Consider the following 13,310-nt stretch of genomic DNA (forward strand, 5'->3'; position numbering starts at 1 on the left):
AATATTCGCCCATACTTCTGCTATCTTCAGTAGGAGGACATGCGATGCCGAAGATCGTTGGAACCAATGACGCCGATACTATATTTGGCACGGAAGAGAATGACCGCATCTGGGCCCTTGCGGGAAATGACATCGTCGACGGAGGTCTTGGTAGCGATATCATCGACGGCGGTGCGGGCGATGACGTCCTGACAACAACATGGCGCAATGTGCCGGAGTTCGATGAATTAAACGGCGCCAGCGGCAACGACCGCCTCATATTCAATTTTTCGGGCGGTGCGGCAAGAGGTGGTGAAGGGGTTGATACGCTCGTTACCGATTTATCCAATCGTTCAGACTCAGTTGCGTTTAACGCAATGCAGGGGCATGCCTATTGGGGAGATGGCAGCTCAAGCTTTGATCACCTCTACTTCACCGATCTGGAACGCCTCAACCTCAAGACCGGCGCGGGCAATGATACTATCGACGCTACGGGCTTCCAGTTTGCCAACATACATGCAGGCGCGGGCAATGATTATGTGCGAGGCGGTACTGGCAACGACCAGATAACTGGTGGAGCGGGCCACGACAATCTACTGGGCGGGGATGGTGACGACCAGATCAAGGGCGGCAGCGGTGATGATGTGATCGACGGCGGTAATGGCAATGACACGCTGTCCGGTAATGATGGCAACGATAAGCTCAGCGGCGGCAGGGGAAACGATACCCTGATGGGCGACGAAGGTAACGACACGCTGAATGGAGGAGATGGCAATGACCGTCTCTACGGCGGAGCTGGAACCGACATATTATTGGGTGGAGCAGGCGACGACTATTTACAAAACACGGGCACGGACGGCGATACCTTGTTTGGAGGCGACGGAAACGACTACTTCACCGCAGGATCAATAGACAGCGGCTATAGTGGCTATTGGTTTGAAATGCACGGCGGTGCCGGAAACGACACGTTTTCGATCTATTCGGATGGAGGACTTGGCACCATTGATGGAGGCGACGGTATTGATACATTGGCCGTCACTTTCGACGATGTGGCAGCCGGTTTCAAATTCGACGCCGCCGACTATAACTCGACCGAGGTGTTCAACATCAGCGTCATCTCCGCCTATCAGGGTGCTCAGGTATTCGGCGGAAACGGCGACGACCGCATCGTCAGCATCGAGAGTTATCGTGAAGGTTTGAGTGGGAACGATACCTATAATGGTCGCGGGGGCAACGACGTGATCCATGGAGCGTTTGGGCTGGACAGCCTTCTCGGTGGCGAGGGCGATGATAAACTGTATGGTGGCGCAAGCTCTGACCGATTATTGGGCGGAACCGGTGCAGACACTCTCAGCGGTGGAACTGAAGCCGATACATTCATTTGGGACAATGCATCACTGCAATCCAACGATATTGATCACGTCACCGACTTTGATGTCCAAGGTGGCGATGTGCTTTTGTTCCGGGATACTGAGGTCATAACTGATTTCGCCAGCTTCGTCGCGGCGTCAGTTGATACACCAGACGGTGTTTTCGTCAGCATCGATGGCGCAACGAATGGGATTGTAATTGAAGGTGTCTTGCTGAGCGAGTTGACGTCCGACGACGTTTTGTTCAGCTGAATTGAACTGGCATTGTGCTGTCCGGCATACGTTTCATCACCAGCGTCAATCCAATAAAGTGGACTGACGCTGGTGGTGACCATTCAAAGATGGTCGCGCGGAATAGTCTGGTTCCATTCGCGGATTTTGACCGTCTCACCATTTTCCTTCGCCGTCAGTACGCCGGAAATGTAGAAACTCTCAGCATCTGAATGCATCTTCGTGATGCTTTCGATGTCGATCATCCAACCTTCACGACCCATCTGATAGGCCTGTGTCAGCACATAGGATGCCGACAGCGGGTCATTGTCATTGACGCGCAGCTCGCGCTTGAGGCTGTGGCTCAACTGTGTGCCGAGATCGTCAAAGCGCAAGATGCCTTCGCCGAACAGACCGCCGATGCCTTCCGTCACATAGAGCGTTTCGCCGGTGACGTGATCCTGTTCGGTCCAGCGGCGCACACTGCCCGGATCAAGCTGGGTCATCGGTGTTGCCGGGCCATGCGCTGGCTTCTGGAAGGAAACCTTCGCATCGTCAGCAGACGGCAGGCGCACGGGCAGATCGAGAACCGATGTGGCGGTGTCGAGCGTCAGCATCACGCGCTTTGGCGATGGCCAGACCATCGGCCAGTAACCCGTTGCAACCGAAAGACGGATGCGATGGCCCTTCTTGAAGCTATAGCCACTATCGTTGAGCTTGATCGCGATTTTATAGGTCTTGCCCGGCACCAGCATTTCCGGCTTGTCATGGCCGTTGATGTGGTTGAGGTTGAAGACCTGATAGCTGACGCGGGTGATGCGGCCATCCGGCAGAACGTCGCTCAGGCGCAGCGAAACCTGTGCAACCGGTTGATCAACGGTAAATGTCAGGCGAGCAACCGGCGCACCCAGAATTTCAAGGTCTTCGGTCAGGACGGCTGTGTCGAAGTTGAGCGAGCCGCCATCGTCAAGACGCTGATCGGTCGGGTGTTCGCCAGGGCAACCCGTTGCCATCCATTCGCCGCCAGCCTTACCGTGGCTGTTTGGCGAGGAAATCGAAAGCACAGCCTTGGCGGCATCGGCCTTGCCCAGCGTGAAATCTGCACCAAGCGCGAAGGACTTAGGCGTGATTTCCGTCGAAGGCCAGTTCTGTTCGCCAACCCAGCGTCCATTGGTGAAGTCGCGGGAGCCAGTCGGCTCAATGGTGTCGCAGACATAGGCGCGCAGCTTCGGCTCGTCCATGATGCCGGTGTCTTTGCCCTTGAGCCACTGGTCCCACCAGCGCACTGCTTCCTGCAGGAAGCCGATTGCCGGACCCGGCAGGCCGTCCTGCGGATAGACATGGCCCCAAGGGCCGATAATACCGCGCGCAGGAACCTGCAGGTTTTCGAGCAGGCGCGGAACAGCATTGGTGTAACTGTCGGCCCATGCGCCAATGGCGAGAACCGGGCACTGGATTGCTGACCAGTCTTCGCAGACCGAGCCATGCTTCCAGTATTCATCGTAATGCTGGTGTTCAAGCCAGAGCGCCGGGAAGAATGGCAGGCGTTCCAGACGTTCAATCCATGCATCGCGCCAACCGGCACCCACAATCGCCGGATCGAGCGGACGCGACTGATAGGCGAGCATGATGGTGCCCCACCACAGATTATCGTTGAGCAGCAGGCCGCCCATGTAGTGGATGTCGTCGCGGAAACGGTCGTCGGTCGAATAGGCGGTGATGATCGCCTTCAATGCTGGTGGACGGCAGGCTGCGACCTGAAGACCGTTGAAGCCACCCCAGCTCTTGCCCATCATGCCGACATTGCCGCTGCACCAAGGCTGATCCGCAATCCAGGCGATGACTTCGAGCGCGTCATCCTGCTCCTGCTGGATGTATTCGTCAGCCATATGTCCATCGGATTCGCCCGTACCACGCATGTCGACGCGGATTGCGGCATAGCCGTTCTGTGCGAAATAGCCATGCATTGGCTCATCGCGGCCACGGGTGCCATCACGCTTGCGGTATGGAATATATTCGAGCACGGCAGGAACGGGATTTGCCTCGGCACCTTCAGGCAGCCACAGGCGCGCGCCAAGACGGGTGCCATCTTTCAGAGTGATCCACAGGTGCTCGGTGATATTGACGGTCATGATCGGTTCCAATTTCAATAAAGAGGAGCCGGTGCGGCATTAGCGCCGCATCGGTAGTTTAGCTGGCGGCGCGAGCCTTGAGTATGTCGTCCAGCCAGTCGCGGCGCAGCTCCGGAACGGATGTGATGAGCTGCTCCGTATAGGGCTCGTAAGGCGGTTCGAAGATTGCCTTCGTGGTGCCGGTTTCGACCACCTTGCCCTTCTGCATCACCATGGTGCGGTCGGCGAGCCGACGGACGACGCCAAGGTCGTGGGTGATGAAGAGATATGACACGTGCAATTCGTCCTGCAACTTGCGCAGAAGTCTGAGAATTTCCTCAGCCACGAGCGGATCGAGCGCCGAGGTGACTTCATCGCAGATGATGAGATCAGGCTTTGCTGCCAGCGCACGGGCGATACACACACGCTGCTTCTGCCCGCCTGAAAGTGCGCCCGGAAGGCGGTTCGCAAAGTCGGCAGGCAGGCCGATGAGTTCAAGCAGACGTTTGACCTCGATCTCGCGCTGGTCCTCATTCATGCCGAAATAGAACTTCATCGGACGACCGATGATCTCACCAACGGTCTGGTGTGGGTTCAATGCCACGTCCGGAAGCTGGTAAACCAGCTGAATGCGGCGCAGTTCTTCGCGCGTGCGCTTTTTGTAGTTCGCTTCCAGCCGCTGCCCGGCAAGCGTGATGATACCGCTTGAGTGTGGCGGCAGGCCTGCAATAATGCGCGCAAGCGTTGATTTTCCGGAACCGGATTCACCCACGACCGCGAGCGTTTCGCCGCGACGGATGTAGCAACCCACATCGGTCAGGACGAGCTTCTTGCCGTAATAGGCGGTTGCGTTTTTCACTTCGAGCAGGATTTCGCCGGTCTTGTGTTCGGCCTGCTCGCCCGAAATACTCGATTCACGCTCAGACACCAGACGCTGGGTATAGTCCTGCTTTGGCGCTTCGAGAATTTCTTCTGCAGAACCAAGCTCTACCATCTTGCCGTGACGCAGAACCATGATGCGGTCGGCAATTTGGGCCACGACTGCAAGGTCATGCGTAATGTAAAGAGCGGCAGTGTTGTAACGCTGGATCAGGCTGCGCAGAAGTGCCAGCACTTCGATCTGGGTCGTGACGTCAAGCGCGGTTGTCGGCTCGTCCAGCACCAGAATATCCGGGCGGCAGGACATGGCCATAGCAACCATCGCGCGCTGCAACTGTCCGCCGGAAACCTGATGCGGATAGCGATCGCCAAAGGTTTCGGCATCGGGAAGCTGCAATGTATGCAGCAACTCCAGCATCCAGCTCTTTGCTTCGGCTTTGGTCATGAGGCCGTGATAGAGCGGGCCTTCCATGATCTGATCGCCGATGCGGTGCGCCGGATTAAACGACGCCGCCGCACTTTGTGCCACATAGGCGATGCGTGCGCCGCGCACCTTTTCACGGGTCTCGCGGGTGCCGTCCATCAACGAAATATCGTCAACGACAACTGTGCCTTCAGCGATCCTGCAGCCGCCACGGCCATAGCCCATCGCGGCAAGGCCAATGGTGGATTTGCCTGCGCCGGACTCGCCAATAAGGCCAAGCACTTCGCCACGCTTCAGCGTCACATCGACATGATCGACAAGCGTTGCGTCATTGGGTGCTTTGACGACGAGGTCGGAGATTGAAAGAACGATATCCTTGCTCATCGATCAGCTCCCTGCGTGGTCGTGCGTCCGGCCAAAAGCCAGTCAGCGACGAGGTTGACGCCAACGGTGAGGATGGCGATTGCAGCCGCCGGGAAAAGCGGTGCGTAGAGGCCGTAGAGAATAGCCTGCTGGTTGTCCTTCACCATGCCGCCCCAGTCCGCGAATGGCGGCTGAATGCCAAGGCCAAGGAACGACAGACCGGCCACGAAAAGGAAGGTGAAGCAAAAACGCAGGCCGAATTCCGCAATCAGCGGCGGCAGCGTATTCGGCAGGATTTCACGCCAGATCAACCAGCCAAGACCTTCGCCACGGAGACGGGCGGTTTCAGCATATTCCAGCACATTGACGCCCTGCGCCACGATGCGTGCCAAACGAAACACGCGGGTGGAATCAAGCAATGCGATGGTGATGATCAGAACCGGCAGTGACGAGCCGAGCGCCTGCAGGATGACGAGCGCCGAAATGAGCACCGGAATGCACATGACGGTATCGACGATGCGCGAAAGGATCGTATCGACCCAGCCGCCGAAGATGGCTGCAAGGAAGCCGAGCGGCACCCCAACGCTGAACGACAGGAGCGACGCTGCGAGCGACACGCCAATCGACATCTGCGCACCGAAGAGCAAGCGCGAGAGCATGTCGCGACCATTCTGATCGAGACCGAACCAGAACTGTGCCGATGGCGGATCAAACGGTGCACCAACGATTTCTTCCTGACCATAAGGCGCGATTAGCGGGCCGAACAGAAACATCAGGAGGCAGAGCGCGACGATCGCAAGACCGACCCACGCCGTCAGGGGAATAGACTTTTTCATCGGGGGTGCCTCAGACGCGGATTGAGCGCGATGGCAGCGACATCGGCGATGATATTGAGAATGACATAGGCCGCGCCAAAGACGAGGGCCGCAGCCTGCACGAGCGGAAGGTCACGCTTTGAAACGGCATCAACCATGAAGCGGCCAAGGCCGTTATAGTTGAAAACAGCTTCGACAAGCACCACACCGGTGATGAGGTAGGCGATGTTGAACGCCACCACATTGACGATAGGCGCCGCCGCATTGGGCAAGGCGTGCTTGGTCACAACGCGCTTGGTGCGAAGTCCTTTGAGATATGCCGTTTCGACATAGGCCTGATCCATCACCGACAAAACGGCCGTGCGGGTCATGCGCATCATCTGCGCAACGGTCACGAGAACCAGCGTCAATGCGGGCAGGGCCGTGGCCTGAATCCATTCGAGGAAGGTCATGCCTTCATAGGTGTCGGCGAGGCTTGGCAGCAGGTTGAAGCGGATCGACAGGAACAGGATCAGCAACAGGCCGAGGAAATATTCAGGCAGTGAAACGAAGGCCAGCGCCACAATGTTGATAACACGGTCGAAAATACCGCCGCGTTTGACCGCGGTGACAAGGCCGAGAAGGATGGCGATTGGAACGCTGACGACCGCGGCAAAGGCTGCCAGTGCCATCGTATTCCAGAAGCGTGGCCACAAAAGATCGGCAACTGGCTGCTGGTTGGCAAGTGAGGTGCCAAGATCACCGGTCACGAAACCTGCAAGCCACGCGAAATAGCGTGCGAGGACCGGTTGATTGAGACCGAGGCTTTCGCGCAAAGTGGCAAGCGCTTCCGGCGTGGCATTCTGACCGAGAATGGCGGACGCCACATCACCCGGCAGAATCTGCGTGCCGGCGAAAATCAACGCCGACACGAGGAACAGCGTGAGGAGCCCGAGCCCCACACGCTTGAGAATTAGAACGAACATTATGCTTCCAGCCAGACTTTTTCGGCAAGGCGAGCGCCCATCAGATTGAACATCGGATGCGTGGTGACGCCCTTGAGCTTCTTGGAGGTGGCGTCGAGATAGTCGCCGAACATTGGGATTAGCGCGCCGCCATCATTGCTGATCATGGCCTGCAGCTCGGCATAGATTTCCTTGCGCTTGGCCTGATCGAGCATTGCACGGGCTTCGAGCAATTTGGCGTCGAAATCAGCGCTCTTCCAATGCGTATCGTTTTGCGATGCGTTGGATGCATAAGCGACCGACAGGGCCTGATCAGCAGTCGGGCGACCACCACGATAAGACATGCAGAACGGTGCCTTCATCCAGACATTGTCCCAATATCCGTCGGCTGGCTCACGCTTGATATCGATCTCGATCCCTGACTTGGCTGCAGCAGTGCGGAAGATCGCGGCTGCATCGACGGCGCCAGTGAAGGCTGCGTCAGAAGCCGAAAGCTGAATTTTCAGCGAATCCATACCAGCCTGCTTCAGATAGAACTTTGCCTTTTCCGGATCATAGGCACGCTGCGGCAGTGCAGCGTCGAAGAACGGGTCGGTGCTCGGGATCGGATTGTCGTTACCCAAGCGTCCGTAGCCGCGCAAGGCTGTCTTGAGCAGTTGCTCCCGGTCGATGGCGTGCTTGACGGCAAGGCGGACGTTGTTGTCGGTGAACGGCACCTGCGTGCAGTCCATCAGGAAGGAGAAATGCTGGCCGCCGGACGACTGGACAATGTTGAGGTTCGGATTGCGCTTGAGCAGATCGACGGTTTTGAAATCAAGCTGATTGATGGCGTGCACCTGACCGGACATCATGGCGTTGGTACGGGCCGACACATCATTGATGACGATGACTTCAACTGCATCGACCCAGGCCGTATTGGGCTTCCAGTAGCTTTCATTACGCGTGAAACGCGAACGCACGCCCGGCTGGAAACGCTCGAAGACAAAAGGACCGGTGCCGACCGGCTTGTTGAAATCGGTCCAGTCCTTGGGAACCACGAGGAAGTGATAATCGGACAGGATGTAAGGCAGATCGGCGTTGCCGCTCGTCAGCGTAATCTTGACTGTAGCGGCATCAACCTTGACGACATCGGTAAATTCCGAAGCGAGCGAACGAGCACCGGATGTGGTTTCGCCGCGATGCAGGTTGATCGAATAGATGATGTCGTCAGCGTCGAGCGTCTTGCCATTGTGGAAGGTCACGCCCTGACGAACCTTGAAGGTCCATTCCTTGGCGTCGGCAGACGGTTCCCAGCTTTCAAACAGCTCAGGCACAGCCTTGTTGTTGGCGTCGATTTCGACAAGGCCGTTCATCAGCATGTAAGCCTGATTGACCGGAACCCAATCCTTCAGCAGGCGCGGATCGAAATTATCTGTGGTGGAGCCGCCTCCAATGCCGAGCTTGAGCACTCCGCCTTTCTTTGGTGTGCCATCACCTTCTGCGGCCATTGCAGAATTGATAAGGCCACTCATGCCACTTGCCGCAACAAGGCCAAAGCCGGCTGCGCCCGACATGAAAGAGCGGCGTGTCAATTGAAACTGGCTTTTTTGCTCAGGCATTCTGTACCCCTGTGTTTAAGTCATAGCTTATTGGCTTTTGCGGGTGGGGTAGCTCACTGGAGCCCTTATTTTCAAGGGTTGATGTCGAATTTCTGGGTATGACTTTTGTGCATACCCCCATGCGAAATGTGTGTCTTGGCATTTGCACGAACAGGAATAAAGGAGCGTTCAACAGTGATGGCAGGGGTGCTTTTCGTTCAGGAAAGCAATCCCTGCTTTTTCAGATTTTGATGATCCTGGAGATCGAAAATGGGTTTGCCGGATGTGGTCGGCTTGGTGGGCGCGTTCTTTTACCTTCTGGGCTATGCGCTGATTCAATTGCGTATTTTTACCGTCGATGATCCGGTCATTCCGTTGCTGAATGTTTTGGGCGGGGTCGCGCTGATCTATTCGCTTGCCTGGAATTTCAACCTCGGCTCCTTCATCTCACAGGTTGCCTGGCTGATCATCACCGTTATCGGATACATCCGTTTCCGCATGGTTGCGCGTCGCCGCGTCGCTCTTCCGCAGGAATGATATGTTTAACAGATCCGATCATCTTTATGTGATTGGATCTGTTCCATTGCTTGCTATCAGCCAGTCGGACACTTCCCGCACGATTTTACGCTGGTGACGATCAGCTGGTCGCATGAGATAGAAATAGGCGTCCGACCGCATCATGTGGCTATGCGCCGGGACCAATGTTCCGCTCGCAAGCTGCTCCTTGATAAGCCAAGTCCAGCCTAACGTGATACCGATGCCCTGCGTTGCGGCGGCAACACAAAGACCATAGTCACCGAGCCGCCATTCCAGTGCACCGGCTGGACGAGAAAGTCTGGCATCATGCCACCATTCCGGCCAACCCTGCCACTCGCGCATCGTGTCTTCAATGGCGAGCAGAACCGGTGCCTCCTGTTCCATGATGCCGGGCACGCCTGGCGCTGAGACGGGTACGACTTCCTCCCGACCCAGCACGGTCAGATTGACCCCGATGGGCCGCTCCTTGCGATAGAATAGCGCGAGATCAAACTCGTCCAGGCGCAGATGTGCCACGTCATCCGTTACACGCAACCGGATTTCGATTCCGGGAATTTCCGCCTTCAGCCTGCCTATTCGCGATAGGAACCACTGGTCGGCAATCCCGCGTGAACAGGCGATCGTGATTTGTCGCGGCCCAATCCATGCCCGCAAGCCGTCTGTGACAGCGCTCAGATCGCCCAGAAGTCGGCTTACCTCCGAGGCATAGCTCTCCCCGATAGCAGTCAACTGCACGCCGACAGGCAGACGATTGAACAGTTTCGAGCCTATGAAGGCTTCCAGCTTGCCAATCTGCCGACTGACGGCGCTTTGGGTGAGGCCGAGCTCCAAACCTGCGCGAGAGAAACTCCCGAGCCGAGCCGCACTGTCGAAAACTACCAGCGCGTTGAGCGGCGGCATGGATTGACGACCGACTGCCAAAGTTTATTTCTCCCGTTTCTCAGAAGGCATGCATCTTTTTATGGTTTAGGTTTTCTGTATCGGGTCCTTGTCAGTCAAGCCCCTCCGATGGATTATCTCGTCACGGATTTTTTGCCGATGAATGCGAGTTCTAGAAATCCAGTAGAAGTCAGTCGACCTTACGCGAAAAGCGAATAGTGTCACCCACTTCTTCAATCTGTCTGGAATGATTGAAAGCCGGAATGGTTTTCAGACTAAAGGTCAATCCAATTTTACTTGGCTAGTTTTACTTGGCTAGTTTGATTTGGCTAATTTGGTTTGGAAAGTAACCTGAGAAAAAAGCCGCCCCCGATGAGGGATGCGAGCAACCCTGCAGACATGGGCCACGGATAAGCGAGATTGCGCCCAAGCCAATCCGCAAAAACGAGCAGCAATGCGCCGAGCAGAGCGCTGGCCAGCAGGCGCGTCGTCACGCTTTTGAACCCGAGCAGGGCAGCAAAATGCGGCACCATAAGACCGATGAAACTGACAGGCCCGATAGTGATCGTTGCCGCTGTTGTTCCAACACCTGCAAGAGCAAGAAGGATCGCACGGCTTGACGAGACTTTGAGGCCAACAGCGCGCGCTGTCACATCGCCCAACGGAAAGATGTCGAGTGGGCGCCTGAAAAGAAGAGCCGCAAGCAGAACGATAATCGCGCAGATGCAAACCAAGGCCGCATCATTCCAGCCGATATTGCCCATGGAACCGGAAAACCAGTTCAGGAGGCCAGCTACACGTGGATTGCCGCTGGCAAGAAGCAGGATCATCAGAGCATGGAACATGCTTCCCAAGCCGACGCCGACAAGAAGAACACGCTCTGGCTGGAACGCCATACGCCAGCCGATCCCGACAATGGCGCTGAGCACCACCAAAGCGCCGATGGTGGCAACCACAAGCTTGGAAAGGCCGCTTGCATCGCCAATGAAGAGCACTGCGATTGCAAGCCCGAAGCCCGCGCCATAACCAATGCCAAGCAAGTCGGGACTGGCCATCGGGTTTCGGAGCGTACCCTGTAGAACAAGGCCCGCAACCGCAAGACATATGCCTGCGCCGGCCGCCGTAAAAATACGTGGCACACGCCACCATGTTACGGCCTCTGGTGCGCCAAAGCTCCAGCCTTCAGGTGTTCTCGACACCAACACCGATATGATCATGCAAAGGGCAAGAGCGCATGAAAGCGCTAAAAGCAGGCGAAGCGGTTTCTTGATCTGCTCTCTCGCCGGGGTGATTTCCTGCGTTGAAGGCACAGCAGGCAGACGAACGCGGCTTGCCAGAATGACAAGAATTGGGCCTGTGAAAAGGCCTGCAGCGGCACCCGCGGGAATGTTGCCGATGAAAGGCGCTACGGCGCGCAGCAGCTGATCGATACCGACAAGCAACAACGCGCCAAGCAAGGTCGACCATAAGAGCCTGCGTCCATCCTGTCCGGGCGCAAAAGTGCGTGCAAGATTTGGTCCGGCAAGTCCGATCATACCAATCAGCCCAAGACTGCTGGTGATAACCGCAGCCATCGCCGCCGCTGCAGCCAGCAGAACCAGCCGCATCATTGCTGGCGAAATACCAAGTCCCTTCGCCTGATTATCGCCAAGCGAAAGAAGATTGAGCGGTCGTTGCAGGATGAAGATGAGTGCAGCAAGCGGCAGGAGACGCGGGAGAAGATAAAGACAGACTTCCCAGCCCCCCTGCTGCAAAGAACCGGCCTGCCACGTCAGCAGGTTAATGAGGTAATCATGATTGAAAAGTACGAGCAGGCTGAAGATTGCATTGCAATAAAGCCCGACCATCAAGCCGGCCAGCACCACAGTTGTCGATGAAAATCGTCCGCGAGAGGCGATAAACAGCGAAAGGCTGAGTGCCACTCCGGCACCGATGAGCGCGATGACTTCGTTGCCCGCAATCCATAGGCCGGGTGCGAAAACCAGCGTGAAAGCCAGTGCGATCTGTGCGCCGGAGGCAACACCAAGAAGTCCGGGTTCAGCCAGCGGATTGCGCAGAACGGTTTGAAACACTGCGCCACCAAGCCCGAGCGTACCACCCACAAGCAGGCCAACCGCAAGACGCGGCAGAAAGCTGTAATAACCGACCACATGGCGTGGATCGTCCAGATTGGGAGCTGCCACGATGCGCAGCCATTCCGCCGGCGCAGCAATGCTGAGAAAGCCCTGAACAACGAGCAACAATACAAATGCGACCGACAAAGCCAGCATTGCCCAGCGCAGCGGGGAATGTCGCGTGTGGCCGCAGGTTGCTTCAAGGCCGCTCACGCCATGTTCTCCAATGCCGAGGCGATGAGATCCGCCAGATGGGCCGCAGAAGGTACACCGCCAAAAGGATGGAATTGATTGAGCCATGCCACGCGCCCGTCACGCACTGGTCGGAGCAATTTCCACATCGTGTTCTGTTGTAAGGAGCGTTCGGTCTGAACCCGCTGCGAGGGAATATCCACGACGAGAAACGCCGCATCAGCGCTTTCCATCAGCCGATCAAGTCCAACACGCGCCATGCCGGTTCCATTGACCGGGCCTTTCCAGACATTCGCAAGTCCGAGTTTTCGCAACACGGCATCGGGAAGCGTGCCTTCGCCGTACATGGTCATTTCACGCCCGCCGATATCAGGCAGCATGATACCCACCGCATAATCATGCTTCGAGACAGTCTCACGCGCCTTTGCAAAACGGCTTTCCGCGTCCTCAACCACAGAAGACGGCACGGAAGGCGAAACACCGCACAAGTCCGCGACGCGGTTCAGTATCTCGATCGCCAACTGGTATCGTTCGACATTCGGCGTTGTGATACTCGGTACAAGCTCGACACGCGCAACATCCGCGATGCGCGGCGTCATCACGAGATTATAATCCGTTGCTATCACAAAATCGGGCTTCAGCGCTGCAAGGGCTTCAAGATTGATCTCCCAGAACGGCCCGACATCAACAACCGTTTCCGGCAAAACCGGTGCTGCCATGCGCTGACGATAGAATGCTGTATCGGAAAGCCCTACGGGCACAATCCCGAATGAAAGCATGGCTTCTGCCGCTGCCCAGTCGATCGCCACCACACGTGGAGGAGATGCGGCGGCGGCTCTGAAACCAAAGCCAGAAAGCCCCGCGCAAAGCGCGAGGCCCGAACCGAACATTATCTGGCGACGTGTCAGCAAAACGC

10 protein-coding genes are annotated in these 13,310 nt (G+C 56.7%); 2 read left to right on the top strand and 8 right to left on the bottom strand.

Annotated features, from left to right (window positions below):
• Nucleotides 1-44 precede the first annotated feature (44 nt).
• Nucleotides 45-1,601, top strand: a complete 1,557-nt coding sequence (locus tag KWJ32_RS28215) for a calcium-binding protein (RefSeq protein WP_125334675.1) — start codon at nucleotides 45-47, stop codon at nucleotides 1,599-1,601.
• A gap of 83 nt (nucleotides 1,602-1,684) precedes the next feature.
• Here the strand turns inward: KWJ32_RS28215 and KWJ32_RS11160 are convergent, their stop codons facing one another.
• Genes KWJ32_RS11160 through KWJ32_RS11180 form a run of 5 tightly spaced genes read right to left on the bottom strand, consistent with a single transcriptional unit; the run spans nucleotide 1,685 to nucleotide 8,693 of the window.
• On the bottom strand, nucleotides 1,685-3,691 hold the full coding sequence (locus KWJ32_RS11160) for a CocE/NonD family hydrolase (protein WP_011982538.1): 2,007 nt from the start codon (nucleotides 3,689-3,691) through the stop codon (nucleotides 1,685-1,687).
• Nucleotides 3,692-3,749: 58 nt separating this feature from the next.
• A complete protein-coding gene (locus KWJ32_RS11165) occupies nucleotides 3,750-5,357 on the bottom strand; it encodes an ABC transporter ATP-binding protein (RefSeq protein ID WP_151610155.1) in 1,608 nt (535 codons plus the stop codon).
• Nucleotides 5,354-6,172 (bottom strand): ABC transporter permease, encoded by an 819-nt coding sequence (locus tag KWJ32_RS11170; protein WP_011982536.1) that lies wholly within the window; start codon nucleotides 6,170-6,172, stop codon nucleotides 5,354-5,356. Before KWJ32_RS11170 ends, KWJ32_RS11165 begins: the two co-directional genes overlap by 4 nt.
• Complete coding sequence (locus KWJ32_RS11175) at nucleotides 6,169-7,116, bottom strand: ABC transporter permease (protein WP_011982535.1); 948 nt, start codon at nucleotides 7,114-7,116, stop codon at nucleotides 6,169-6,171. Before KWJ32_RS11175 ends, KWJ32_RS11170 begins: the two co-directional genes overlap by 4 nt.
• Nucleotides 7,116-8,693 carry an ABC transporter substrate-binding protein gene (locus KWJ32_RS11180; protein WP_011982534.1) on the bottom strand — a complete coding sequence of 526 codons (1,578 nt, stop codon included), beginning with the start codon at nucleotides 8,691-8,693 and terminating at the stop codon, nucleotides 7,116-7,118. Before KWJ32_RS11180 ends, KWJ32_RS11175 begins: the two co-directional genes overlap by 1 nt.
• Nucleotides 8,694-8,942: 249 nt before the next feature.
• Here KWJ32_RS11180 and KWJ32_RS11185 point away from each other — a divergent pair, with 249 nt between their 5' ends.
• Nucleotides 8,943-9,209, top strand: coding sequence for a hypothetical protein (locus tag KWJ32_RS11185; protein WP_011982533.1), 267 nt, complete (start codon nucleotides 8,943-8,945; stop codon nucleotides 9,207-9,209).
• Between the two features lie 24 nt (nucleotides 9,210-9,233).
• On the opposite strand, the gene KWJ32_RS11190 is transcribed toward KWJ32_RS11185, so the two are convergent.
• From KWJ32_RS11190 to KWJ32_RS11200, 3 genes are all read right to left on the bottom strand, one after another.
• On the bottom strand, nucleotides 9,234-10,130 hold the full coding sequence (locus KWJ32_RS11190) for a LysR substrate-binding domain-containing protein (protein ID WP_010660512.1): 897 nt from the start codon (nucleotides 10,128-10,130) through the stop codon (nucleotides 9,234-9,236).
• A gap of 287 nt (nucleotides 10,131-10,417) precedes the next feature.
• Nucleotides 10,418-12,415, bottom strand: a complete 1,998-nt coding sequence (gene fhuB / locus KWJ32_RS11195; RefSeq protein WP_151610154.1) for a Fe(3+)-hydroxamate ABC transporter permease FhuB — start codon at nucleotides 12,413-12,415, stop codon at nucleotides 10,418-10,420.
• A complete protein-coding gene (locus KWJ32_RS11200) occupies nucleotides 12,412-13,305 on the bottom strand; it encodes an ABC transporter substrate-binding protein (protein WP_231771532.1) in 894 nt (297 codons plus the stop codon). The genes fhuB and KWJ32_RS11200 overlap by 4 nt, the downstream gene beginning before the upstream one ends.
• Nucleotides 13,306-13,310 lie beyond the last annotated feature (5 nt).

The sequence above is a fragment of the Ochrobactrum sp. BTU2 genome (genome assembly GCF_024539785.1).
Classification (GTDB): Bacteria; Pseudomonadota; Alphaproteobacteria; order Rhizobiales; family Rhizobiaceae; genus Brucella; species Brucella anthropi.

Excerpts from the sequence above, each read along its gene's own strand:
- KWJ32_RS11170 (WP_011982536.1), bottom strand. The coding sequence starts at position 6,172 with ATGAAAAAGTCTATTCCCCTGACGGCGTGGGTCGGTCTTGCGATCGTC.
- KWJ32_RS11185 (WP_011982533.1), top strand. The coding sequence starts at position 8,943 with ATGGGTTTGCCGGATGTGGTCGGCTTGGTGGGCGCGTTCTTTTACCTT.
- KWJ32_RS28215 (WP_125334675.1), top strand. The coding sequence starts at position 45 with ATGCCGAAGATCGTTGGAACCAATGACGCCGATACTATATTTGGCACG.
- KWJ32_RS11180 (WP_011982534.1), bottom strand. The coding sequence starts at position 8,693 with ATGCCTGAGCAAAAAAGCCAGTTTCAATTGACACGCCGCTCTTTCATG.
- KWJ32_RS11165 (WP_151610155.1), bottom strand. The coding sequence starts at position 5,357 with ATGAGCAAGGATATCGTTCTTTCAATCTCCGACCTCGTCGTCAAAGCA.
- KWJ32_RS11160 (WP_011982538.1), bottom strand. The coding sequence starts at position 3,691 with ATGACCGTCAATATCACCGAGCACCTGTGGATCACTCTGAAAGATGGC.
- KWJ32_RS11175 (WP_011982535.1), bottom strand. The coding sequence starts at position 7,116 with ATGTTCGTTCTAATTCTCAAGCGTGTGGGGCTCGGGCTCCTCACGCTG.